Annotated in this window: 28 protein-coding genes; 22 read left to right on the top strand and 6 right to left on the bottom strand. The window is 54.2% G+C overall.

Features of this window, described 5'->3' with window-relative positions; translation table 11 throughout:
- Positions 1-4: 4 nt before the first annotated feature.
- From ACFPPD_RS14465 to ACFPPD_RS14455, 3 genes are read left to right on the top strand one after another with little or no spacing between them, the layout of a single operon-like run.
- Entirely contained in the window at positions 5-490 is a 486-nt protein-coding gene (locus ACFPPD_RS14465; RefSeq protein ID WP_209749470.1) for a DUF456 domain-containing protein, read from the top strand.
- A 22-nt stretch (positions 491-512) separates the two neighbouring features.
- Positions 513-1,235: a ThuA domain-containing protein gene (locus ACFPPD_RS14460; protein ID WP_209749471.1), complete on the top strand. Its 723-nt coding sequence runs from the start codon at positions 513-515 to the stop codon at positions 1,233-1,235.
- Between the two features lie 41 nt (positions 1,236-1,276).
- On the top strand, positions 1,277-2,902 hold the full coding sequence (locus ACFPPD_RS14455; RefSeq protein WP_378082533.1) for a putative polysaccharide biosynthesis protein: 1,626 nt from the start codon (positions 1,277-1,279) through the stop codon (positions 2,900-2,902).
- Here ACFPPD_RS14455 and ACFPPD_RS14450 read toward each other — a convergent pair.
- Positions 2,833-4,170, bottom strand: coding sequence for a DUF2515 family protein (locus ACFPPD_RS14450; protein ID WP_209749472.1), 1,338 nt, complete (start codon positions 4,168-4,170; stop codon positions 2,833-2,835). The two genes, ACFPPD_RS14455 and ACFPPD_RS14450, sit on opposite strands and share 70 nt — an antisense overlap.
- Positions 4,171-4,282: 112 nt before the next feature.
- Between ACFPPD_RS14450 and ACFPPD_RS14445 the strand changes: the two genes are divergently transcribed.
- The 8 genes from ACFPPD_RS14445 to ACFPPD_RS14410 all read left to right on the top strand — a co-directional run bounded on the left by ACFPPD_RS14445 (position 4,283) and on the right by ACFPPD_RS14410 (position 9,420).
- The gene (locus tag ACFPPD_RS14445; RefSeq protein ID WP_209749473.1) at positions 4,283-4,633 is read left to right on the top strand and encodes a thioredoxin family protein; all 351 of its coding nucleotides are present in this window, start codon (positions 4,283-4,285) and stop codon (positions 4,631-4,633) included.
- 156 nt (positions 4,634-4,789) lie between these two features.
- The gene (locus tag ACFPPD_RS14440; protein ID WP_209749474.1) at positions 4,790-5,446 is read left to right on the top strand and encodes a hypothetical protein; all 657 of its coding nucleotides are present in this window, start codon (positions 4,790-4,792) and stop codon (positions 5,444-5,446) included.
- The gene (locus ACFPPD_RS14435) at positions 5,439-5,969 is read left to right on the top strand and encodes an accessory gene regulator B family protein (RefSeq protein ID WP_209749475.1); all 531 of its coding nucleotides are present in this window, start codon (positions 5,439-5,441) and stop codon (positions 5,967-5,969) included. The genes ACFPPD_RS14440 and ACFPPD_RS14435 overlap by 8 nt, the downstream gene beginning before the upstream one ends.
- On the top strand, positions 5,962-6,087 hold the full coding sequence (locus tag ACFPPD_RS14430; protein ID WP_209749476.1) for an AgrD family cyclic lactone autoinducer peptide: 126 nt from the start codon (positions 5,962-5,964) through the stop codon (positions 6,085-6,087). The genes ACFPPD_RS14435 and ACFPPD_RS14430 overlap by 8 nt, the downstream gene beginning before the upstream one ends.
- A gap of 69 nt (positions 6,088-6,156) precedes the next feature.
- Entirely contained in the window at positions 6,157-6,525 is a 369-nt protein-coding gene (locus ACFPPD_RS14425; protein WP_209749477.1) for a LytTR family transcriptional regulator DNA-binding domain-containing protein, read from the top strand.
- Positions 6,526-6,819: 294 nt separating this feature from the next.
- A complete protein-coding gene (locus ACFPPD_RS14420; RefSeq protein ID WP_378082530.1) occupies positions 6,820-7,737 on the top strand; it encodes a COX15/CtaA family protein in 918 nt (305 codons plus the stop codon).
- A gap of 170 nt (positions 7,738-7,907) precedes the next feature.
- Positions 7,908-8,624 carry a Cthe_2314 family HEPN domain-containing protein gene (locus ACFPPD_RS14415; RefSeq protein WP_209749479.1) on the top strand — a complete coding sequence of 239 codons (717 nt, stop codon included), beginning with the start codon at positions 7,908-7,910 and terminating at the stop codon, positions 8,622-8,624.
- Positions 8,625-8,649: 25 nt separating this feature from the next.
- Positions 8,650-9,420 carry an SDR family oxidoreductase gene (locus ACFPPD_RS14410; RefSeq protein ID WP_209749503.1) on the top strand — a complete coding sequence of 257 codons (771 nt, stop codon included), beginning with the start codon at positions 8,650-8,652 and terminating at the stop codon, positions 9,418-9,420.
- Positions 9,421-9,569: 149 nt separating this feature from the next.
- On the opposite strand, the gene ACFPPD_RS14405 is transcribed toward ACFPPD_RS14410, so the two are convergent.
- Positions 9,570-9,815, bottom strand: coding sequence for a NifU family protein (locus tag ACFPPD_RS14405; protein WP_115994096.1), 246 nt, complete (start codon positions 9,813-9,815; stop codon positions 9,570-9,572).
- Between the two features lie 113 nt (positions 9,816-9,928).
- Here ACFPPD_RS14405 and ACFPPD_RS14400 point away from each other — a divergent pair, with 113 nt between their 5' ends.
- Complete coding sequence (locus tag ACFPPD_RS14400) at positions 9,929-10,201, top strand: YuzB family protein (RefSeq protein ID WP_209749480.1); 273 nt, start codon at positions 9,929-9,931, stop codon at positions 10,199-10,201.
- Here ACFPPD_RS14400 and ACFPPD_RS14395 read toward each other — a convergent pair.
- Entirely contained in the window at positions 10,198-11,256 is a 1,059-nt protein-coding gene (locus ACFPPD_RS14395; RefSeq protein WP_209749481.1) for an NAD(P)/FAD-dependent oxidoreductase, read from the bottom strand. The two genes, ACFPPD_RS14400 and ACFPPD_RS14395, sit on opposite strands and share 4 nt — an antisense overlap.
- 103 nt (positions 11,257-11,359) lie before the next feature.
- Positions 11,360-12,463, bottom strand: coding sequence for an aminofutalosine synthase MqnE (gene mqnE, locus ACFPPD_RS14390; RefSeq protein WP_209749482.1), 1,104 nt, complete (start codon positions 12,461-12,463; stop codon positions 11,360-11,362).
- Between the two features lie 256 nt (positions 12,464-12,719).
- Between mqnE and ACFPPD_RS14385 the strand changes: the two genes are divergently transcribed.
- From ACFPPD_RS14385 to ACFPPD_RS14365, 5 genes are all read left to right on the top strand, one after another.
- Positions 12,720-13,175, top strand: a complete 456-nt coding sequence (locus tag ACFPPD_RS14385; RefSeq protein ID WP_209749483.1) for a hypothetical protein — start codon at positions 12,720-12,722, stop codon at positions 13,173-13,175.
- A 50-nt stretch (positions 13,176-13,225) separates the two neighbouring features.
- Positions 13,226-13,585 (top strand): iron-sulfur cluster insertion protein ErpA, encoded by a 360-nt coding sequence (gene erpA, locus ACFPPD_RS14380; protein ID WP_209749484.1) that lies wholly within the window; start codon positions 13,226-13,228, stop codon positions 13,583-13,585.
- 1,853 nt (positions 13,586-15,438) lie between these two features.
- Positions 15,439-15,633 (top strand): hypothetical protein, encoded by a 195-nt coding sequence (locus ACFPPD_RS14375; RefSeq protein WP_209749485.1) that lies wholly within the window; start codon positions 15,439-15,441, stop codon positions 15,631-15,633.
- Between the two features lie 204 nt (positions 15,634-15,837).
- Positions 15,838-16,773, top strand: coding sequence for a G1 family glutamic endopeptidase (locus tag ACFPPD_RS14370; protein ID WP_209749486.1), 936 nt, complete (start codon positions 15,838-15,840; stop codon positions 16,771-16,773).
- Positions 16,774-16,998: 225 nt separating this feature from the next.
- Positions 16,999-17,250 (top strand): Spo0E family sporulation regulatory protein-aspartic acid phosphatase, encoded by a 252-nt coding sequence (locus ACFPPD_RS14365; RefSeq protein WP_209749487.1) that lies wholly within the window; start codon positions 16,999-17,001, stop codon positions 17,248-17,250.
- Positions 17,251-17,283: 33 nt separating this feature from the next.
- Here ACFPPD_RS14365 and ACFPPD_RS14360 read toward each other — a convergent pair whose 3' ends face one another.
- On the bottom strand, positions 17,284-17,862 hold the full coding sequence (locus tag ACFPPD_RS14360; RefSeq protein ID WP_209749488.1) for a hypothetical protein: 579 nt from the start codon (positions 17,860-17,862) through the stop codon (positions 17,284-17,286).
- Between the two features lie 173 nt (positions 17,863-18,035).
- Here ACFPPD_RS14360 and ACFPPD_RS14355 point away from each other — a divergent pair, with 173 nt between their 5' ends.
- Positions 18,036-18,707 (top strand): YheC/YheD family protein, encoded by a 672-nt coding sequence (locus ACFPPD_RS14355; protein WP_209749489.1) that lies wholly within the window; start codon positions 18,036-18,038, stop codon positions 18,705-18,707.
- A gap of 224 nt (positions 18,708-18,931) precedes the next feature.
- Complete coding sequence (gene sda, locus ACFPPD_RS14350) at positions 18,932-19,123, top strand: sporulation histidine kinase inhibitor Sda (RefSeq protein ID WP_378082526.1); 192 nt, start codon at positions 18,932-18,934, stop codon at positions 19,121-19,123.
- Between the two features lie 302 nt (positions 19,124-19,425).
- Here sda and ACFPPD_RS14345 read toward each other — a convergent pair whose 3' ends face one another.
- Positions 19,426-20,430 (bottom strand): NAD(P)/FAD-dependent oxidoreductase, encoded by a 1,005-nt coding sequence (locus tag ACFPPD_RS14345; protein ID WP_209749490.1) that lies wholly within the window; start codon positions 20,428-20,430, stop codon positions 19,426-19,428.
- 250 nt (positions 20,431-20,680) lie between these two features.
- Here ACFPPD_RS14345 and ACFPPD_RS14340 point away from each other — a divergent pair, with 250 nt between their 5' ends.
- The 3 genes from ACFPPD_RS14340 to aspA all read left to right on the top strand — a co-directional run bounded on the left by ACFPPD_RS14340 (position 20,681) and on the right by aspA (position 23,685).
- Positions 20,681-21,874, top strand: coding sequence for an NAD(P)/FAD-dependent oxidoreductase (locus ACFPPD_RS14340; RefSeq protein WP_209749491.1), 1,194 nt, complete (start codon positions 20,681-20,683; stop codon positions 21,872-21,874).
- Positions 21,874-22,152, top strand: a complete 279-nt coding sequence (locus ACFPPD_RS14335) for a hypothetical protein (RefSeq protein WP_209749492.1) — start codon at positions 21,874-21,876, stop codon at positions 22,150-22,152. Before ACFPPD_RS14340 ends, ACFPPD_RS14335 begins: the two co-directional genes overlap by 1 nt.
- A gap of 114 nt (positions 22,153-22,266) precedes the next feature.
- Positions 22,267-23,685, top strand: coding sequence for an aspartate ammonia-lyase (aspA, locus tag ACFPPD_RS14330; protein ID WP_209749493.1), 1,419 nt, complete (start codon positions 22,267-22,269; stop codon positions 23,683-23,685).
- Positions 23,686-23,845: the final 160 nt, after the last annotated feature.

The raw sequence follows: 23,845 nt of genomic DNA, 5'->3' as shown, positions 1-23,845 counted from the left end.
CGCGGTGGACGTTGTGGGCTGGACGATCATATCGGCGTTATTCGCCGTCGGCATGGCCGGGGCGATCTATCCGATTCTGCCCGGAGCGCTGGCGATATACGCGGCGTTTTTCGTTTACGGATGGTTTTTCACTTTTGAACCGTTCGGTTTCTGGTTTTGGTTTCTTCAGACGGTGATCGTCATCGCGCTGTTCGGCGCCGACTATCTCGTCAACGCCTGGGGCGTCAAGAAATACGGGGGCTCGCGCGCGTCCGTCATCGGAAGCATGCTTGGCATCCTAATTGGACCGTTCGTCATTCCGGCATTCGGACTCATCATCGGGCCGTTGGCCGGCGCCATCCTCGGGGAGCTGATTCACGGGTCCGACATGAAGAGGTCGCTGCTTGTCGGTTGGGGGTCGATGGTCGGCTTGCTCGCGAGCACCGTAGTGAAGATCGTCGCCCAGCTGTCAATGATCGTCCTTTTCGTCGTCTGGCTGATCGCTTATTAAATCGCAGGGGAGATAGGTTTCGATGATCCGCGTAACCGTATGGAACGAGTATAGGCACGAGCATATCCACGACTTGGTTCGCAGCGTCTATCCGAAGGGCATTCACGAAGCGATCGCGGAAGGGCTTCGCGAGCATGGAGCGGATTTCGACGTTCGGACCGCGACGCTGACCGAGCCGGAGCACGGCTTGACGCAAGAAGCGTTGGACGCCACGGACGTTCTCGTCTGGTGGGGGCACATGGCTCACGGTGAAGTGGACGACGCCGTCGTGGACCGGGTACACGACCGCGTTCTGAACGGAATGGGACTCATCGTTCTTCACTCCGGTCATTTTTCGAAAATTTTCAAAAAATTGATGGGCACCGGCTGCGACTTGAAATGGCGGGAAGCCAGCGAGAAGGAACGCATCTGGACGGTGGATCCTTCCCATCCGATCGCCGCGGGCATTCCGGAGCATTTCGAGCTGAAGCCGGAAGAAATGTACGGCGAGCACTTCGATATTCCGGCGCCGGACGAGCTCGTCTTCGTCAGCTGGTTCGAAGGCGGCGAAGTGTTCCGCAGCGGTTGCACGTTCCGCAGGGGGCAAGGGAAAATCTTTTATTTCCGTCCGGGTCACGAGACGTACCCGACGTATTATCATCCGATCGTTCGGAGGGTCATCGCCAACGGAGCGAAGTGGGCGGCTCCTTCGGGTAGCGCGCGTCCGATTCGAGGGAATCATCAGCCGTTAGAACCCATTCAATAAATTGCTGTCATTCGCGAAGCGGAAGAGGTCAAAGAGTTACTTTGAAAAAAGACACTTTACTGAAGAGCACGCTCATTCTCGCCGCAGCCGCTCTCGTCGCGCGCGCGCTGGGGATTTTCCAACGGGTGCCGCTCGATTATTTGATGGACGATCTCGGCAATATTTATTACAACAACGCGAACGCGATTTATTTGCTCCTGCTCGTCGTCGCGACCGCGGGTATTCCGAGCGCCGTCAGCAAGATGGTCTCGGGCCGCTACGCGGTCGGACGCATAGGGGAAGCGCAGCAAGTGTACCGGGCGGCTCTGCTGTTCGGAGCCGTCGCGGGCGTCGTTATCACGGTCGGACTATGGATCGTCGCGCCGTTCATCGCGGACTCGATCCTGAAGGAGCCGGACGCGGCGTCCGCCATCCGGGCGATCGCGCCGTCGCTCTTGCTGTTCCCCCTGATCGCCATGATGAGGGGCTATTTCCAAGGGCGTCAATTCATGACCGCGGGCGGCATCTCGCAAATCGCGGAACAAATCCTTCGGGTCGTGGCGGCCGTATTAATCGCTTCGATCTTCTATTCGATGGACAAGACCGACGAACAAGGCATCGCGTCCGGCGCCTCGCTGGGCAGCGTCTTCGGAAGCATCGGCGCGTTCGCCGTCATGCTCTATTACGCGCGTAAGCTGAAGGCCAGCGACAAGGCAGAGCCGCAAGGCAAACGGGATCCATCCCGCACGGTCAGCCTGAAGGCGATCTACCGGGAGCTGTTCAGCCTGTCGATACCGATCGTCATGACGGCGATTACGGTGCAGTTGCTGTATACGCTCGACAATATGATGATCAAGTCGCTGACCGTTGGCCACTTCGAGCTCGAGAAAATCAACCATTGGGCGGCCGTGTACGGCATGAACGCGCAATCGATCGCCGGCATTCCGATCATTCTCGCCGTCGCGCTCAGCCAGTCGATCATTCCTTTGATTTCGTCTTCCCACGCGGTAGGAGACGACGTTCAAGTCGGCCGCCAAGCATCTCTCGCGGTGCGGATCGCGCTGTATAGCGGCATGCCCGTCGTGCTCTTGCTCGGCGTCGGCGCTTATAGCGTGAACGGGCTGTTATTCGAGAAGGCGAACGGCAGCTCGATCGTCGCCATGCTGACGCTCGGCACGTTGTTCCAGATCGGGATGATGGTCACCAATTCCATCCTGCTCGGCATCGGCGAACCGAAGAAAGCGACGATGCACGCGATTACCGGCGTCGCGCTGAAAGTCGTCCTGAGCTTCGCGTTCGCGCCGTTGTTCGGCGTGTACGGCATTATCGCCGCGACGACGCTATGTTTCGTCTGGGCGCTCTCGTTTAACTTGCTGAGTTTGAAAAAGAGATCCAAGTTCAAGCTGCTCGGCAATCGCTGGTTGCCGTTCCTGGCGGCGAGCGGAATCGTCGCGGGCGCGCTCGCGTTCCTGGAATGGGCGGTGCTCGCTCTTTGCGGCGGGATGCCGCAGAAGATCGCGTTCTTCCTTTCTTGCGCGGTCATGGGGTGCGCCCTGATCGTGCTGTATCCCGCGCTTCTCGTCCTCCTGCGCGTCGTCAGCGCGGAAGAGATCGCTTCCTATCCTCGGCCGGTTCGCCGCTTGCTCGCGCCGTTCATGAAGCTGCGCTCGAGAAGCACGGCCGTCTGAAACTTGTTCTGGCCGAGCAGATGCTCATGGGTCATGTCGATGATTCGCGGCATCCGGCAAGGCCGCAGATGCTTCAGTTGCTCCAAACCGACGAACCAGTCGGCCCCGAGAGAGGGTCGCGGCGGCCGATCCTCCCAAGCGTCCCCTAGCCGGGGACTGCGCCATCCGGCGTTCGGCGATCCGCCGGCGTCCTTACCCGTCGCGACGGGAGGGACGCCGGCTTTTTCGTTCGCGGGTGCTCCCGGGACCGGCGCCGGTGCCGGCGCCGGCGAGAACCGGAGCGGCCAGTAATCGCTTCTCGAACCGCTATGGGGAGTCGATGTCGCGAACGCGAGCGCTCGCGACAACACGGCCGGATACCCGAACAGAATCCGGTACAGGCACCGTCCGAAAGCGATGCGCTCCCGCAAGTCCGGGAAATTCTCCAGTACGCGCCCTACGAGCGTTAGAGGCTTGTTTGTTAGGCTCGTTCGGTTATCGTTTGTTTCCGGAAGCAAAGGGAGCACGATTTGGTTCGTCTGCAGGAGCGGCTGCAAGCGGAAGGCAGGCGCGTTCAGCACATTCTCTGCGAAGAACTCGTCTTCGACGACGCGCGATTGAATGAAATGCTGCTCGTTCACGATCAAAGCTTCGGAGAGGGGCAACGGATTTCCGTCCTCGATGAATCGCCGCCAGAACGGCTTCATGAACGCGCTCGCGCCGAACCGGGGAAGAAGCGGCGTCAGGTCGCGTCCGATCCGTCTCGACTCGATGTACAACAATAATTGCGGATAAGCGTCGCCGAATATGAGCGAGTTGCAAGCTTCAAGCAACCCGAAAGCGGCTTCCCGGTATCCGGTGTCCAACAATTCCGGCAGCCACTCGCCTTGCAGGTCCGTCATGCTCCAGCCGCCGTTGCGAGAGACGAGATGGGCGAGCAACGCCCAATGAAGCTCGGGACGGGCGAGGTAGATGTCCAAGTAAGCCGCCGTTCGGGTAATGTTATTGCGATTGCGCTTCTCGGTTTCCGAACGGATAAAGTCGACGAGAGCGGCATCTTCGGGGGGCAGCGGCGGAAGCGGCCCGTCGGAAGAAGCAACTAGCCCGTCGCGGAGCGAAGCCGAGTAGAACGGCGGCAAAGGCCGTCCGAAGGGGAGTCCGCTTCCCTTTCGCGTCAAGCGAAGCGAGCTGCGGACGGCTCCGCCTTTGGCGATCAGCCCCGCGGCTAGATTAGCGGGCATCCGAACGAGTCGGGACAGGGAACGAAGGCGTTCCTTCTTTATCGTCATTCGTCGTCTTCCTTCCCGGGCGGATACCCCTAATATGCGCCTACGCGCGCTTGCATAAGCAAGGAAGAGAGCTATAATAGCAATAAACGAGCGCAACTGGAGGGGTAACGATATGCAACGCATTCAAGACGAAGCTTCATTCCGCGAGTTCGTGGGCCAAGACCGCTTGACGGTCGCCGTCTTCAAGACGACCTGGTGCGCGGACTGCCACTTCATGGAACCGTTCATCGGCGACGTGGAATCGGCATACTCGGATCGTCTGGCGATGGCCGAGATCGATCGTGACGACTTGCCGGATCTGTGCAGCGAGCTGAACATTCTCGGCATTCCGAGTTTTATCGCGTTCCGCGGCGGCAAGGAAGTCGTCCGGTTCGTCAGCAAGCTCCGCAAATCCCGCGAGGAGATCGAACAGTTCTTGGACCGCGCCGTCGCGGTATCGGCCGCTGTGTCTTCGTCGGTTTGACGGGTGGTTTATAGCGAGAGCGCCTCTGTCCCGGACAATCGGGATGGAGGCGTTTTTTTCTTTATTTTGGGTTATTTTATGAAAAATCTTTCATTTTTGAAAAGATAGAGTTAAAATGAAAGCGAATACACAACCGATTGGCATCGGGGGAGTCGGATGGGCGATTTTTTGCTTGATTTTTCGGTAAATACATACGAAGCGTTTACCGTGTATGTGTTGATCATGGCTTTGTTTCGGTTCCCGATCAGGAGTCATTTGTCTTATGCTATTCTAGCTTCCGCCATTATGGCGCAGTCTTCCTATCTAATGCGATTGGTGTTTCATTTATATAGCTATACGTCATTGGTCATGCTACTATTGTTTATCGTTCTTTTCTGGCTCCTTTTTCGTGTGCATCCTTTCTATTCATTGCTTATGACCGTAACCGGTTATTTGGTTTACATTGTCATTCAAGCAACGTTGATGCTTGTTCTGCAGATATGGTTTTCTTTAGAAGAAATAGTCACACCGCTGATCCATGTCAAAATGATGCAAACCGGTTGCGCCTCCATTACCCTAATTCTTGCTTTGTGGGTAAATCAAAAAAGGCTCGGTTTTTCATTTGTCCCTGAAGGTTCACGGATAAAACTAAAGCTAACGAGTTTGAACCTGATGTTACTCCTCGTCTCCATTGCGGCTAGTCTTCTTATTACTGGGGCTGCAAACTTATTTTTAAGCGGCGGCATGCTAATGAGCCTTATTATAGCATTGTGCTTATTAACCATTCTTATTATTATGAATCTTGCTTATAGAAGGGAAATGGCCGATGATTGAGGCGATATCGGAACGGGTCAGCGGCTATCTCTATCGTCAAAACGAACAAAAAGACGTAAGCCGTGAAGTAATGAAGTTTGCGTTAATCGGCATTTTGACGAATGGCTTAATTATTCTTTTGACTCTTCTGATTGGTATATTTGACGGAAAGTTTCAAGAAACCTGTCTGTCACTGGCATCCATTGTTGCGATACGATTTTTGGCGGGAGGCCATCACCTGAGCCCGCCGATTTTATGTGTTGCGATTTCCACTGGAGCCATCACTCTGGTCCCCTTTATTCCGGAATCCCAGACGCTGACGAATTTGTTCACCGCCTTTAGTTTGGTTCTAATATGGATATATGCTCCGGCCGATCTCGAGAAAAATACGCGCATTTCTAAACCAATGCTGCGATGGATGAAGTATTCGGCTTTTGTGCTCGCTGCCTCCAATCTGATCCTGCAATCCCATATTATCGCAACGGCCTTTTTTATTGCTTCGCTTACACTTATTTCGATTAAGGGGGTGAATCGTCATGAGTAAAAAGCTGGCTCGTTTGTTAGCCCTCGGGCTGGGTTTGACCGCCGTTGTTTTTGTCACAACGGCATGTCTGTTTGCGGGTCACCGTCCCGAAGTACCGGCCGAACTGCTAAAGAAGTAAGCACTAAACGGCTGCCGGAGCGATTCGGCAGCCGTTCCCCACTAGGGAACAATCGATGGAGTGGAGTGTATGATTCAACCTGTCACAAGGGATAGAAACAACGAGGGCGAAGTCATCATGATGGATATGCAGGATGTGCGTTATATCCAGACCGAGGACGGAACGGTCGTGTTCTATACCGACAAGGGCAGGTTTTATCCGCTTGTTCCGTCGCTTAACCTGTACGAGAAATGGACGGAAGGACTGGATTTCTTCCGGCTGGACCGCACGAACCTAGTCAATATGCGAAAGATCAGCCGTTTCGATGAGCGGCACGGCGTCGTTTATTTTGACAAAAACGAAACGATCGACGAGCAAAGCGCTACGGTTGCGATCATGAGAATAAGCAAATTGAAGGGAATCATTCGTTCCTGGATCGATCGAAACCTCGGTAAATAATGTTCCCCGCCCAACAGAGCGGGGATTTGTCATTCATAGACGCGATCTGCATTCTAGTAACGCAGTTTCTCGGAATGAACAGGGGTGTCATTTCCTTCTCGGAGTCACGGCCAGTGACTCCCTTTTTGCTTTTTTGACCGTCTTCTTGGCAACTATGCCGTTACGTGGCCCAAAAAACGGTCACATTTTGAACATGGCTTTGCCTGACGGGGTTCTGTATAATGGGTGAAGACAGATTGCGCTTACTTTCACAAGAAATCGGGGATGGGCATGACCTCACGAAAATATCGAATTATGACGCTGTTAACGTGCATCGGGATGTTCCTCGTGCTGATCGCGGGCGTCCTCGTTACGAATACCGATTCCGGTCGAGGCTGCGGAACGGACTGGCCTCTTTGCAACGGCAAGTTCGTCCCCGCGTACACGGTAGAATCGATGGTGGAGTACAGTCACCGAATCATTAGCGGGCTCGTTGGCATGCTCGTGGGCGCGACGTTCCTCGCGACGACCTTCTGGAAACCGGCCAAACATAAAGAAAACCTGCTGTACGCGGGCGGCGCGCTGCTGTTCACCGTCATGCAGGCCGCGCTCGGCGCGATGGCCGTCGTCTGGGAACAATCGTCCATCGTGCTCGCGCTTCACTTCGGCATTTCTTTGTTCGCTTTTACATGCACGTGGTTACTCTACAAGCTGGCGAAACGCCAGACGCAGGAAGGCGACGCGAAAGCTTCGTCCTCCGCGGCTCATAAGGCTCCCGGCGTTACCGTGCCGAAGGCGTTGTACCGCAGCATCGTCGCGGTTCTCGTCTACTGCTACGGCGTCGTCTACCTCGGCGCTTACATTCGCCACACGAGCTCCGGCGGCGCATGCGACGGATGGCCGCTTTGCAACGGCGCCGTCATTCCGGAGCTGTCCGGCTCGACGGCGGTCGCTTTCGCGCATCGAGTGGCGGCGTTGGTGCTTCTCGTGCTCATCGCGATTCTCGTTCTGTACGTCCGCCGCGCGGCGGGACGGACGACGGAGCTCGCCTCGATCGGCAACAAAGCGCTCGCGCTCGTGTGCTTGCAAGTGCTGAGCGGAGGTCTTCTCTCGCTGACGCTCGGCAACGAGGACGTCTACGTCTTCACCGGCTTGATTCATACGGTCATCATCTCGGCATTGTTCAGCATGCTCGTGTTGCTTGCCATTCGAACGAAACAATATTCCCGATAAAAACGATCCACATCACGACTCGCATCTGGAGACATGAATAGCGGAGACGGCGGTTTACCCGATAACATCGGTTGAGCTTGCCGTCTCCGTTGCGTTACAATGGAGAAATGAGTCCAACGGGACGGGATCGTCCGCCTAGGAAAATCGTTCGCAGGGGAGGGAAGCCAGGCATGCTTAGGCAATTGTTCGGCGAAGAGCCGAGACAATGGACGGGAGAGTCCTTGGAGACGGTGCAAGCGATGGAACGGTTCGTCCTGCTGGCCCGAGGGATCGCCGGGAAGAGACCCCAACAGGCCCAGGCTTACCATACGCTCGCGATCTGGGCGGAAGGATTGCTTCGCTCGATGGACGAGCTGGAGCAGAGCATCTACGCGGCGCGCAAGTACGCCGCGCAAGTCCGCACCGATCACGTGGACGAGTTGGACGCGGAGGAAAGGCTTCTATATTACCGCCACGTCTACTACGACAAGAACGCTTACATTCGGGTATTCGCTCTTCTCGACAAGCTGGGGACGCTGCTGAATCGGTTGCTCGGCTTGCAGACGGAGAAGATCAAAGCCCATTTTTCCTACTATACGGTGCTTCGCCACTTGCGCGAGAACGGCTGGCATCCGGAAATGACGGGCCGGTTGACGGAGCTGAAGGAACGGCATCAAGATCAGATGAGGCGGCTGCGGGATAGGCGGAATCTCGAGGTACACCAGATGAACGCCGAGCTCAGGGACGATCTGAGCCAACGGGCGGCCGGGATTCAGTCGACGAGGACGCTGGAAAATTTGCAAGCGAACCTGGCCGATCTGGACGGGAGCTGGAGCTTCGCGAAAGGCTCGCTGGATGCTTCCTTCCGGTTCGCTTGCAGATGGCTGGCCATATCGAATAAAGCATAACGGGGACGGGGGAAGCCGCGTGAAGCTGTTGGGCAAGACGGCGCTCATTACGGGTAGCGCCAAGGGATTGGGCAGAAGGACGGCGCTGGAGCTAGCCGCCGCCGGCTGCGACGTCGCCATCAATTACGTGTCGAGCCGCGAGGAAGCGGAGCGGCTCGTCGCCGACATCGAAGCGCTTGGCCGCCGCGCGTGCGCCGTACAAGCGGACGTCGCCAAGGAAGAGGACGCCGAGAGGCTCGTATCCGCGACGGAAAGCTTGCTGGGGGGCGTCGACATTCTCGTGAACAACGCCGGTCCGTTCATCCGGGAAAGGCGACTGTTCGCGGATTACCGTACGGAAGAAATCCATTACTTGATGAACGGCAATCTCGTCGGCACGATGCTGATGGACCATCGCGTGCTTCCGGGCATGCGAAGCCGGCAATGGGGCAGAATCATTCACTTCGGCTTCGGTCACGCGTCGGAAGCGCGGTCTTGGCCTCATCGCGCGGTGTACGCCGCGGCCAAGGTCGGGCTCGTCTCGTTCACGAAGACGCTCGCCGTCGAAGAAGCGGCCAACGGCATCACGGTCAACATGATCTGTCCGGGGGACATTCGCGGAGGGAACAAGGAGAAGAGCATCGCGGACGTGGCCGGCGTGCTCGACGACGAATCGCCGCGGGGAAGGCCGGGCACGGGAGAAGACGTGGCGAGGATGATCGCGTTCCTGTGCTTGTCCGAATCCGACTTCATTACGGGAAACACGATCGACGTATCCGGAGGACTGGATCCGATCCGGACCCATCTCAAAAAATGACAAAAAGCCCTGCCTCCGGGCAGGACCTATCGGGATATCGGATTGGATAAGCTAACGCATATCGCTTATCCAATCCGATACCTCCGCAAAGCTGCTTCAGCGACCTGAGGACGCCGAAGGCGTTTTTGCTTGACTCCGTAAGAAGAAAATCAGAACACTTGAACGACTTCTTGGATGCCTTCCACTTCTTCGAGCAAAGCGCGCTCGATGCCGGCTTTGAGCGTGATGGTGGAACTCGGGCAGCTGCCGCATGCGCCCATCAGGCGAAGCTTGACGATGCCGTCTTCAATATCGACCAGCTCAACGTCCCCGCCGTCGCGTTGCAAGAACGGACGCAATTTATCGAGAACGTCGATGACTTCGTCATACTGCGTGCTTGGAGCATTCGTACTCATGATCATCCACTCCTTTCACCTTCTATTATAGTACAAAAAGTCAAGTTTTCAAACCGGTAACGAACGCCCTAATCGTCGCCCATTACGTGAATCGGAAAGGAACGGTGGAACCCATGAACATCGTGGAGTTCTGCGTCAGCAACGCGCAGCACGGCACCGATATCGAGCTGAAGAAGCTGGAATCGTTGCCGGAACTCGACATCGAAGTGATTGAATACGGCTGTCTCGGCAACTGCGGAGAATGTTTCCTGTCGCCATACGCCCTCGTGAACGGAGAAAGCGTCGTCGCCGAAACGGCGGAAAGCTTGGCCGTTCTCGTCGTGGAGGAAATCAAGCGGCAGCAAGCCGACCGGGAAGCGCTCGACAAGCTGCTGGACGACCTTTAACCGAAGTGGCGCTTGCTCTTCCAGAGAACGCCGCTTTTGATCATCCGCGGAATTCGGCCAAGCAAAGGCGTCGAACCCATTAATCCGAATCCCGCTTTTTTGCCCAAGGAACCGAACATCCCCTTCAACTTGACGGAGCCGATCTTCGGTTCTTTGTCTTCCCAGCGGGCGCGAATGATTTCGGCCACTTGCTTGCCTTGCGCGCCCGCGAGCTGCGCGCTCGGGGAAAACGGCTGACTCGAGCAGTCGCCGATGACGTAGACTTGCGGCGCGTTCGGCAACTCATTGTACGGGTTGACGATGAGCCGGCCTTGCGGATCCTTCGGAAGGTCCATCCGCTGCACGAGTTCGACGGGCTGTATGCCCGCGGTCCATAAAGTGACGTCCGTCAGGATCGGTTCGTCCCCGTTAAATATAACGCCTTGCTCGAAACAAGTGACGCCGACATGGGATCGCATCTCGACGTCGTGCTCGCGGAACCAGGAGGCGACGTATTGCTGCAGCTTGCCCGGGAACGCGGACATGACGCTACCGCCGCGGTCGAGAATCCGAATGTTGATGTCGGCGCGGGCTTCCCGCAGCTCGGCCGCTACTTCGACGCCGCTCAGACCGCCTCCGACGATCGTCAATTGGCCGTAAGGGCGGATGTCGTTGATTTGCTGGAAGGTCCTTCGCGTAGCCGACAACGATTGAATGCTGCACGTATGCTGGGCCGCGCCGTCGATGCCGTGGTAATTGTCCGTGCAACCGAGCGCGATGACGAGCGAATCGTAAGGAAGCGGGTCGTTACCGGTAATGTGGACGGTTTTGTCGTCCAGGTCGATATCGGTAATATCGCCGTAAACCAATCGAAGCTGCGGGTGGGAAGGGAATTGAACGCGGATCTGGAGATCGGAAGCCGTCCCCGCCGCCAATGCGTAGTATTCCGTTTTCAGTCCTTGAAAAGGCATGCGGTCGACGAGAAAGATTTGGACGTCGCTCGGAAGCTGTTCGATAAGCTCCTGAACGACCATCATTCCTCCGTATCCTCCGCCCAGTACGACAACCTTGCTCATCTGATGTGCTCCTTTTAGTGGTAGTTCGAACATCCATTTGAAATTGTTTTGTAGCTGTAGTATGACACAGAAGAGTCCCCGTCTACCCGACGGGAACTCGGCGTTACTCGTATATTTTGACTTCGTTGTAGAACGTATCGCGTTCGACCGGAATGCGTCCCGCGCCTTTGATCAACCAGACCAGATCTTCGCGCGTAATGCCGTCCGGCGTCAACGCGCCCGCCGCGTGGCTGATTTTCTCGCGGACGATCGTGCCGTGGGCGTCGGAAGCTCCCATCGTCAATGCGACTTGCGTCAATTGCGTGCCGATGTTGATGAAGTATGCCTTAATGTGCTGGATATTGTCGAGCATCAGCCTGCTAATGGCGATTGCCTTCAAGTCGTCGAACGCGGAATTGCGGCGACGAATGCTCGCTTTCGGGCTGATCGGCTGCATGGAGAGCGGAATGAACACTTGGAAGCCGTTCGTCTCGTCCTGCAGGTCGCGGATGTGCAGCATATGCTGGATGCGCTCCTCGAGCGATTCGACCGAGCCGTACAGCATTGTCGTATGCGTGCGCAAGCCGAGCTGATGAGCCGTCCGGTGTACGTCCAAATATTGCTCGATGTTCGCTTTGTTCACCCGCATTTTTTTGCGGTATTGATCGGACAAAATCTCCGCGCCGCCGCCCGTCAACGTCTCGAGGCCGGCTTCGATCAGCTTCTCGAGCACTTCTTTATAGCCGAGGCCCGAGATGCGGGAGAAGAAATCGATCTCCGCCGCGGTGTAGGCTTTCATCGTTACTTGCGGATATTTCGTCTTCAACGCGCGAATCGACTCGACGTAATAGTCGAAGGGCACGTTAGGATTATGGCCGCCGACGATATGGAACTCCCGCACGCCCGGATGGATGTGCTGCTCCACGTAATCGATCATTTCCCGCGGAGACAACGTGTAGGCGCCTTCTTGGCCCTCGTCCTTGCGGAAATTGCAGAAAGCACAATGCGCTTCGCACACGTTCGTGAAATAAAGGCTCATATTCTCGATGAAATAAACCTTTTTGCCGTTCTTTCTCAAATTAACTTCGTTGGCGAGTTGCCCGATCGTCAGCAAATCGTCGGAGCGATAAAGGAAAATGCCGTCCTCTAGGCTAAGTCGTTCGCCATTTCGGACTTTATCGGCGATCTCCGCCATTTGACGATCGGAGTGCGTCGTAACGAGCGTCATGAATGCCGCCTCCCGTATATGCGATGATAGATAATAACGGTGGAAAATGCCGTGCGCAACGATTGTGAAAAAAATAACTTTATCGTTCGCGCAGGTGCTCTCCGGAGTAAACAACTGAACATATTATAATCCTCATCCCTTTTCGCGGCAACTGGTAATAGAAAAGGTATAAAGGATGGCAAATTCGGGAATGAACTTGAATAATAAACATTTTATGGTTATGTTAGTAGTAAAAAAGACGAAGATAAGGCGGTGCATGGCATTGAAACCGGATATCATGCCTCTAAGCGAACTCGAGAAGTTGGAAGAGGCGGACAAAATCCAAACGCTTCAACAGTATCGCGCGGCGTACACGATCAAAGATTTGTCTCAAGCATGGCAGCTGTCCAATCCGATCCAGTATTATATGTGGTTGAAAAAACAGCGGATATACGAACAAATCGTGCGGAAAGCGGACAAATTCGAGCCGTCGAAGGAATGGAAGAGATTGCAGGAGACGGAAGCGAGGGATTTGGAGCGAGGTCGCGCGAGGGGCTTGTCCGCCGATCAGTTCCGCTACCAGCTCGATACCGAAAGCTCGGGCGTGGAGCTGGCGCACGTCTTCCGCAGGCTGGCGGACTTTTTGCAGAACGAGCCGGGACAATTTCGCTGCAAAATCGAATTGAAGGCGATCGCACAGCAAATTACGGGCGAAGCCTCCCTTGAGGCGTAAAGCACTCTGGAGTATACTAGAGGCAGAAAACGCACGGGGAGGGAACCGACATGATCAACATTAGCGAATCCGCTTCGGATAAAATTCAGGAAATGCTGGCCGCGGAGGAAGCGCCGAATTTGTTTTTGCGAATCGGCGTCCAAGAAGGCGGCTGCAGCGGCTTTTCCTACGGCATGGGCTTCGATGACGAGCTGAACGAAGGCGACAACGAGCTCAGCGTCTCCGGCGTGAAAGTCGTCGTGGACGGCAACAGCATGAAATACTTGAACGGGCTTCAGATCGATTGGAAGGAATCCGCCATGGGCGGAGGCTTCACGATCAATAACCCTAACGCGACCGCCACTTGCGGCTGCGGATCGAGCTTCAGAACGGCTACAGAAGCCGGCAACCCTGCCGCGGAGCCTTGCTGAGCCCGGTATATCAACGTTTTCAAGTTCGTTCGCCCTACGGTGATTTATCCATTAGCCGATACGTTAGCTAATGCGGTGATTGCGGATTGTTGAGCGGGAAGTGTACGTTAACAATCCCGATTCATGTACGTTAACAACCCTTAAATGTACGTTTATGGGTTGTGGATTACGGCCTCTATGACGATAGTAGTCCGCGACTAATTCGTTATGGAGGTCTTTTTGTGTCGTTAAAGAGGCGTGAGAGGCGCGTACAGGCCGGTGGACGAACGGAGAAGTTTACCCTGAGATTCCCCTAGAGCAAGCGCTAGAGCTCGTTATAAGCGCTAAGAGAGCGGAAGCTCGGTATCAAGCAGAGAAGTTCGAGGGACTTAAGCCAAGACAGCGAGGAAGAAAGACCGCCCTAACAACCATCGCGCCACTCAGTTGCTGGAAGGAGCAATTCTCCTTCGCCGGGAAGTTCCCCGCCGTAGCATCAGCTAGATCATTCAGATTCTGGTGTGGAAATGCAAGGCAAAGCCCAGCGAAATCAAACGCAGCACCTTGCAGGTGAAGCAAACCGAGCGCGGGTATAGCTCCCGTCAAATGCAGATGTACACGAGCCAAGGCGTTGCCGCACGGCGGTTCCAAAAATGGTATCGAAACGCTCTCTGGCAGTCGGATATTAAGCACGGGCCGCACCTGCCCATCGGTCTAGGCGAAGAAAAGTTACGAGTTGGTTGTTATTATTGACTGCCAGGGTTATTCACCTTCATGATTTACCACGTATTATGCCTCGCACGCTTCCTGCTATGCATAAACTTACCGGGTTATCTCGCCAACGTCCGATGCTACAATTAAGAGACAAGTAAGGCGGGATATTTTGGCGCCTACGCTGCTTGAGAAACGCGAGTCAACGTTTGACGACGCTCGTTACATATTTGTGCCGAAGATTGACGGCCACCGTCTTATCCTATCCATGGAAAACGGAATCGTACGACTATATACGCGCGATAATAACGATGTCACTCGTCAGAATTCGGAACTCCATAAAGTACCGATTGCGGACAATTCAGACGTTGTACTGGACGTCGAGTCGCGTGTATTAATCCGGTTGGCACTATCGATTTCGAAATGGTTATGGAACGGTTTATGACGAAGAAACCAATGGCGATAATGGAAGCGGCAATCCGGCAACCTGTAGTCTTTTTCGTATTCGATATTCTCCGCTAGCGGGGCGAGGATCTCCGGAATCGCCCACTGATGGCGCGCAAGGAAATATTATCGCGCGTCCTTTCCGATAACCGCCACTTTAGCCGCGTAATCAACGTTGAAGGCGCGGGACTATCCATGTATAACGCGATCCGCGAGAAAAACCTCGAAGGAATCGTCTGCAAAAAGAAAATGAGTAAATACGTAGCCGGCGCGACGCAAACTGGCTCAAAATCATTAACTATACGTATGCGAACGTACAAATTGCCGGATACCGTAAGAATCAATTCGGATGTCTGCTTCAACACGCGGACAGAAAAGTTGGTATCCTCGAGTTTACGGCACCGTCAGCGCATAAACGGGCATTCTACGGCGTTTCGAAAACGCTCGTGATCAGCGAAAATAAAGACTTTGTTCTCGTTAAGCCGGAAATAACCGCACGGGTTAGATTACGGAATTGGACGCAGGCCGGTTATTTACGTACTCCCGAGTTTGTTGAATTTGTATTATGAATTTTTTAAACTGAATGGTGGGTGAACGATAGGGACTATTTCGGAGGATTTTACCAAGAAGTAAAATTTTTTTTGGAATTTGTGCAACTAATTACCCGGATTCGTTGTTATATATAACATACAGGTTTTTCTAATTTCACGGGGAGGGATATTATGAAGATAATAATCGGATCTGCATTGGCGTTGGTAATAGTTCTCGGACTGACATTTTCGATTCAGGGGATAAGTAACAAAAAAGCAAATACATCAAATCAGAAACAAGTCGTTGTGAACATAAATAAAGAAACGCCACCACCAACTCCGAAGAGAGTAATTGTCGTGCCCGAAGAAATCGACATGCATTTCTGAATTTTTATTAAAAATCAGAAATAAAAAAATAAAGGGTGTAGCCTCTAGTTAATCGGCTACGCCTTTTTTGAGTTTTATTTTTACAACAAAATACAAATTTAAACGAATTGTGATGAAATCTCCTAAAATTTTCTTTACAAGTTTTATAGATTGTGTTTTACTATGTGCAGAACTTAATAACAAAATTGGGAGAGTGATCGAATTATGGGAAAAAGAAGGGGCTTTAAAGTTGTGAGTATTGCTGCTAGTTGTTTAGCTTCATTGCTACTTATGGGAAATGCTTTTGCTGCACCGAACAGTTCGAACGTAAGTGTCCCTCCGAAAGCTGTAAACTTCGCCACACCATTGGCGGGATTTAATCCACTCACCGCCTCTGCAAGCGAACTGGAACGTTATGGGTTACCTGAAAAACCCAAGGAAGGAACAAAGGCATATGATAATTGGGCAGAAGCAGTGAAATCAAAAAATAAAGTTGATGTTACAGTAGAAAAGATCGGCTTGGAGTTTGGAGCAGTTACTTCGACTGTAAATACTGTTAACTACTCCGGTTACAAAGTGACGACCGCACGGACATACACGAAAGCGGTAGGTACTACATATGTCCCAACAAATGTAAGCAATAGCACGTCTACGGCTACATGGGCTGGGCTAACGAATAGTGCAAATAACTACATCATTCAAGCGGGTGCTTGTGACAATGAACCGGGGTCTAGTACGCCTTTCTTCTGGTATGAAAACTATCCGGATGCTGCGTATAAATTGACAGGACTTACTGCCCACGGTGGGGATAAATATTACGTTAGTGTTGGGTATAATGCAGGCGAAACAACCGCAAGTATTTACATTTCCAACATTACAACTGGAAGTTATTCAAGTATTTCTATTCCGGTTAATTATCCCGCCAATTCTGCGACCGAATATATACTAGAAAACCCAACGTCTAGCGTTGGATACGAGAATGTTGGAAATATTGATATGACGGGTTCGTATACGTATAAAATTGGCACGTCGGTTTACACCGAAACCGTATACTCCGGAACCGAAAATCTAACTAAATTCATTATGAAAAATGGCACTAGTACTTATTATTCCCCACAAACAATTAATTCAAGTGGTACTTTTACTAATTTGAAGTACTAAAAGAGTATTACATTATATCAACATGGAAAGAGCGTGTGGCTTTCACACGTTCTTTTTTTTGTTATGTCAGATTGCGATTGACTTAATTTTTGTACGGGGCCTTAAAAATGGAACTTCAGTTAGGGAGTTTTTTCGTTCGCGGCTACTAACATTTTCTTAACTTTTTCTCGTGAACTTTCCATAAATTTACGGTTTATGATGAAAGCATGAGAGGGAGGGATCGCGATGTCCGGCAAATCGAGAGCGTTGCGAAGGAAAATCGAGCGGGCACGTTCGGAAATGATGCTGGCTTTCGTTCAGAACGGCGCGGATCTCGCCGACGAAGAGGTGCTTCGCCTGTCGCAAACGCTGGATACGTTGCTGAACGAGTACGAGAAATGCGTCAACGCGGAAAAAGGCGCTTCGGCCGTATGGGTGAGGCGATTTCCCGGGTACCCCGCCAAAGAAGCGATAAATCTTTCGGTATGCAGCTACTAAGACGATCGGATTTAACCCTACACAATCCGCGAACTACCCGTTATCCCCGAAAGTGACCGTTACGGTGCAGCCGTCCCCGCCGTCCGCTCTCGGTCCGATGCCGACCAAATAACTCGTTTTGTCGTTGCCGCCGATCAGGCTGACGTTGCCTTCGCTCGAGAACTCGCTGACGTCGAAGCCTTTGTCCTTTAGCGACTTCCGATAGTGATCCGCCGTCTCTTTAACGCTCGCATCAGAGTCGAACCCGACGAAATAGCCGAAACCGCCGTCGGTCGTCGTTTTCAGCGTGCTCGTGACCGTCGACTTCCCCGGAGGGATCAGCTCCTTCGGAAATCCGTCCGGCAACTCGGACGATCCCGCCTCGTATTTGAACGTTTCCCCGTTATCGTCCTTTCCGTTCACTTCCACGGTACCGCCTTCTTCATTCGCCTTGACCGTTACGTCGCCGTCCGGCGATTGGACTTTGACGCCGTCTCGATTGTCCGACAACGGAAAATCGCGTCCGTTGGCGTTCTTCGCCGTGCCCGAACCGCAACCTCCCAAGAGCGCCGCCAGCAACGAGCCGATCGCGGCGATCAGTAACGGTATTCTCCAACGACGATGCTTGTTCATGGTCGCGCAAGCCTCCTTGTATTCGATGGCCATCATCGGAGTTTATTCGCGAAGCCAGTCGTTCATGAAGGGGATTCGCCGAAAAAGGCGAATAGCGGGTGACATCTATCCAAGAACCTGTCCGCCCGGAGGAGTATGTATAGATATACCCTCAGGGAAGGAGTCCCGACTTTATGGAGGTTACGATCAGCCGGCAGCTGGCGAGCAAGTGGCTGAAGGCGAACGCGTTGCTGTCCAATCCTTATATCGCGCGCCATATTCCGGCCTCGAGGCTGCTTAGCGCGGCGAATTTGCGAAGCATGCTGGCAAGCTATGGCATGGTCGTGGTGAAGCCGGTTAGAGGCGGCGGCGGGGTTGGCGTCATCAAAATCGAAAAATCGGGATCCGCTTACAGGCTCTCGCACAAGTCGAACAAGCGCGTTTACGCCGGGTTCGACGCTTTGATGAAAGGGCTGAATGCTACTCGGAAGAAGAGGGCTTACTTGATCCAGCGCGGCATTCGGTTGGCGACGATCGGCGGAAGACCGATCGATTACCGCGTCAAATACGTGAAAGAAAAGGGAGTGTGGACGTATCGGTCCATGTTGGGGAGATTGGCGAGACCGGGACTGTTCGTCACGAACCTGTGCCGGGGAGGTACGCAAATGCCGGCGGCGCAAGGGATTCGGAGATCTTTGTCCCCTAAGCTGGTCGGCGCGAAGAAACGCGAAATGCGAAGCTTGACGAAAGCGTCGACGGAGCTGTTGGAGAGCCGTTTTCCGGGTATCGGCCAGCTCGGCTACGACTATGGGATCGACCGAAACGGACATATTTGGATGCTGGAAGTCAATACGCGACCGCAGTAAACGCCGAAGGGCGACACTTTTTTCTATAGAAACCGCTAATTGAATATTTTGCGGTCATGAAAGTTGTTTATTGTGAAATGGACGTCGAAACCTGTGTATAACTTCGTCCACAGTTCTCACAATACCGACAGCGGACTGGAGCCATTTTTCAACAATTTACCCACAAGATACGCACAGTCGAATGTGGATAACCGCAAGCTTGTCCGCAAAATCGGGCGCGTGCTATGATGCCCTCACGAACTTCCTATAACAATAGGGAAAGGGTGAAGGCGATGTTGCCATTATTGTCCGACGATCTGTTGCTCGACGCTTACAGTAACGCGTTGCGTCTAAGGCTAGACCTAGAATTCCTTCGTCTGCTGAAATCCGAAATCAGACGGCGCCGACTTTCGTTGCCCGAAGAAAGGTCGATCTAGAAATGCCAGGCGGCGATCACCGCGGTGAAAGATTGTTGGCAACGGGTACAGCGCACGGCATGGAGGCAAGATCCGCCGTTCGCGGACGGCATGCCATCCGGCGACTCGAAGCTTGTGCTTTCGTAGGGAGAGTAGGGGCCGCTCCAGTCGCTCCAACGACCTTCGTCTTCGGCGAAGGAACCGCAGTTCGGACATGAGACGTCTAGGGGGCTCAACGCGTTGCAGACGGGACATAACAAAAGGGCATCCTCCTCGGATCCGGATCTTTTCCGGTAGTCCAAGGTAGGATGCCCTTTTGACGGTTATATTTTCATATTGCTGCTATGTCCCGGAGACAACTTCGCGTCCGGATCGACGTACACTTTGGCGTTGTTGATCGCGGTCGGCGCTTCTCCGAATCCGACGGCGATCAGCTTCAGCTTGCCGGCATAAGTCGTGATATCGCCCGCGGCGAAGATGCCGGGAACGCTGCTCTCCATCCGGGAGTCGACGACGATCGAACCGCCTTCGATGTTCAAGCCCCATTCCGCGATCGGACCGAGAGAGCTGACGAAGCCGAAGTTGACGATGACGGAGTCGACCTCGTGGTCCGTCGTCGCCCCCGACTTGACGTCCGTCAGCGTAACCCGGGCGATTCTGTCTTCGCCGTGCAGCGCGGTGATCTCGACCGGGGTAATGACTTTGACGGAAGATTGCATGAGCTGCTCGACGCTATGCTCGTGGGCCCGGAACTTGTCCCGGCGATGAACGAGAATGACTTGCTCCGCGATCGGCTCCAGCATGAGCGCCCAATCGAGCGCGGAATCGCCGCCGCCCGTCAGCAGCACTTTCTGCCCGCGGAAACGTTCGAGATCGCTGACGAAGTAATGAAGGTTCGTTTTCTCGAAGGCGGACGCTTCCGGCAATTCCAACTTGCGCGGCTCGAAAGCGCCGACGCCCGCCGTAATGATGACGGCCCGTGCATGGTGCGAACGCTTATCGGTAACAATTTCAAAGAGACGGTCTTCGAGCTTGGTTACCCGAAGAACTTTCTCTTCCAAATAGATAGCGGTTTGGAACAAGGACATCTGGGCTTTCAGATTGTCGACGAGCTCTTGCGCCGTCACTTTCGGAAATCCGGCGACGTCGTATATATATTTCTCCGGATACAATGCCGCAAGCTGGCCTCCCAGCTGGGGCATGCTCTCGATCAAGCTGACGGACATTTGCCTCATGCCGCCATAGAACGCGGCGAACATGCCCGCCGGTCCTCCGCCGATGATCGCTACGTCTACCGTTGTCGTCGTCGTGCCGTTGGATGGGTTCATTAAACGTGACACCTCCGTCATAATGTCTCTAACGTCATACGGAACCAAACGTATCCATTATAAACTCGCGTTTTCGGCATGGAAAGGATTTTGTAAGGATGTCCAAATTAATTCGTGAAAATGAACCTTGAAAATTGTTGGAAAAGCCGATATGATCGATTTTGTAGAGCTTCGTTTAGCGACTTAACGAAGGACTTTGTGTGAATTTTCACAAATAAAAACAAAGATATAGGATTGGATGGGATCATCGATGAGTAGCATACCGAAAATCGTCATTCTGGGCGCGGGCTACGGGGGCGTTCTGACTTCCCTGCGCTTGCAGAAGGAATTGAATTATAACGAGGCAGACGTTACTTTGGTGAATAAGCACGACTACCACTACATTACGACTCACCTTCACATGCCGGCGGCGGGTACGGACAACCCGGAGAACGCGCGCGTGAACATTTCCAAGCTGATCGACGAATTCAAGATCGACTTCGTGAAATCGACGGTCGTCCAAATCCGTCCCCAAGACCGGAAGGTCATCCTGGAAGACGGAACGCTCTCTTACGACTACCTGATCATCGGGCTCGGCGGCGAGCCTGAAACGTTCGGCATTCCGGGACTCGGCGAACATGCGATGAACATTCGCAGCATCAACTCCGTTCGCTTGATCCGCGAGCATATCGAATACCAATTCGCCCGCTTCAAGCGCGAGCCGCACCGGACGGATTACTTGACGTTCGTCGTCGGCGGCGCCGGTTTCACGGGCATCGAATTCATCGGCGAGCTGGCCGATCGCATTCCGGAGCTGTGCAAGCAATTCGACGTCGATCCGTCGATCGTCAAAATCGTCAACATCGAAGCGGCGCCTACCGCGCTTCCGGGCTTTGACCCCGAGCTGGTCGAGTACGCGATGCAAGTGCTCCAGAAGAAAGGCGTTACGTTCCGCATCGGAACGGCGATCAAAGAATGCACGCCGGACGGCGTCGTCGTCGGCGAAGGCGAAGAGATCAAATCGCAGACGGTCATATGGACCGGAGGCGTTCGCGGCAACCGCTTGATCGAAGAAGCCGGCTTCGAAACGATGAGAGGCCGCGTTAAGGTCGACGAATTCTTGAGAGCGCCTGGCCACGAGAACGTCTATATTCTCGGCGACAACTCGCTCGTCTTCAACCCGGAGGGACGTCCTTATCCTCCGACGGCGCAAATGGCGATGCAACAAGGCGTCAATTGCGCGCACAACCTGGTCGCGTCGATTCGCAACCAACCGCTCAAGAAATACGCGTTCACGAACAAAGGCACGGTAGCTTCGCTCGGCAAAGGCGAAGCGATCGGCATCGCGTTCGGCAAAAAATACAAAGGCCGCGTAGCGGCATGGCTCAAAAAAGCGATCGACATCCGCTACCTGTTCATCATCGGCGGTATCCCGTTGGTGCTGCGTAAAGGCAAATTCCTCTAATGAGACATTGCAGCGTGCAAGTGCGGGGCCTGTTGACTCGAGACGAACTGGACCGTTATAACGCGCTGATGGAAGTGGGCTCTTATCTGGAATCGCAAAGCCGGTACGATCTCGCGGCTACGGTTCAGGCGGAGGTCGACCTGCTCATCCAACCGGGCATCGAGAGGTTGAAGGAGAAGGGGCGCGCGCGGGACCGGATGACGCAAGAGTATTTGGAAGAGAAGCGCAGGGCCGAATGGGCCGCTCAGATAAGCGCTTTGGAAGACGAAGAGGATTAACCTGAATAAACCGAATTCGTTCCCTATAAGACAGGGAAACGGATTCGGTTTTTTTGCGTTCCAATTGGCGTAGAATATAGGCAGCATAATCTTGTGCGGGAGGAAGCGATCGCGATGGCCGGACGAACGGAGAAAGATTCCTTGGGGAGCAAAGAGGTGCCCGAATCGGCGTATTACGGCGTTCAGACGCTTCGGGCGGTGGAGAACTTTCCGATTACCGGCGTCCCCATGCATGCGGGGCTCGTGATCGCGATCGCGCAGGTGAAGAAGGCGGCGGCTCGCGCGAACATGGAGCTGAATCGCCTTCCCCATGCGATCGGTCAAGCGATCGTACAGGCGGCCGACGAAGTGGCGCAAGGCCAATGGGCCGATCAGTTCATCGTCGATTCGATCCAAGGCGGCGCGGGAACGTCGATGAACATGAACATGAACGAAGTGCTCGCGAACCGGGCGCTCGAGATCATGGGACATCGCAAAGGCGAGTACTTCCATTGTAATCCGAACAACCACGTGAACATGTCCCAATCGACGAACGACGTCATTCCGACGGCGCTTCGGGTCGCGGCCTATTCGTTGACGGGACGTCTGCTGGAGACGATGCGTGAAGTGAGATCGGGCTTCGCGGCCAAGCAAGCCGAGTTCGACGACGTCCTGAAGATGGGAAGGACGCATCTACAGGACGCCGTGCCGATCCGGATGGGCCAAGAGTTCGGCGCGTACGGCCACGCGCTGGAGCGGGATATAGGCCGAATCGGACGCGCGCGCGAAGGGCTTCTGTCCGTGAACATGGGAGCGACGGCGGTCGGCACCGGACTTAACGCCACGAAAGATTACATTCGTCTCGTCGTCGGACATCTCGCGGACGATCTCGGCATCCAGGTTAGATCGGCCGACGATCTCGTCGACGCCACGCAGAACACGGACGCTTATACGGAATTGTCCGCGTCCATTAAAGTGTGCGCGGTGAACCTGTCCAAAATATGCAACGACATCCGGCTGATGGCTTCGGGCCCTCATGTCGGCTTGAACGAGCTGAATCTGCCTCCGAGACAGCCGGGCTCCTCGATCATGCCTGGCAAAGTGAACCCGGTCATGGCCGAAGTCGTGAACCAGGCCGCCTTCCAAGTGATGGGCAACGACCATACGATCTGCATGGCTTGCGAAGCCGGACAGTTCGAACTGAACGTCATGGGCCCCGTCATCGCGTTTAATCTGCTTCAGTCGCTTCAAATTTTGCAAAGGGCGCTCGACGTCTTTAACCGCTTCGCCTTGGAAGGAATGGAGGCGAATCGCGAAAGATGCCGTGAATACGTCGAACGGAGCTTCGGCATCGTGACCGCGCTTAATCCGCATCTCGGTTACGACGTCGCGGCGCAGCTCGTGAAGGAGGCGACGGCGACGGGGCGGACGGTCAAGGCTCTTATTCTGGAGCGCGGCTTGCTGACGCAAGAGGAGATGGACGAAATTCTGGACCCTGTGCAGATGACGACGCCGGGCATCGCGGGCGAGCGGTTGTTGCGGGATCAAGGATAGCTTGGCAGCGCGGCGATTCAAGCAAAAAGGCGGTTCCCCGCGTGGGGAAACCGCCTTTACTCGACGATTGCGCGCCTAGCCAAGTTAGGCACAACTAGCCGGTGAAAGTCCGGTCGAGGTAAGAGCCAAGTCGCCTCGTAGCTGACGGGCAGCTGGTGGA

Source organism: Cohnella suwonensis (genome assembly GCF_042655365.1).
Classification (GTDB): Bacteria; Bacillota; Bacilli; order Paenibacillales; family Paenibacillaceae; genus Cohnella; species Cohnella suwonensis.
The sequence above is the reverse complement of the archived record's forward strand: the minus strand, read 5'-3'. Positions and strand labels throughout refer to the sequence as shown.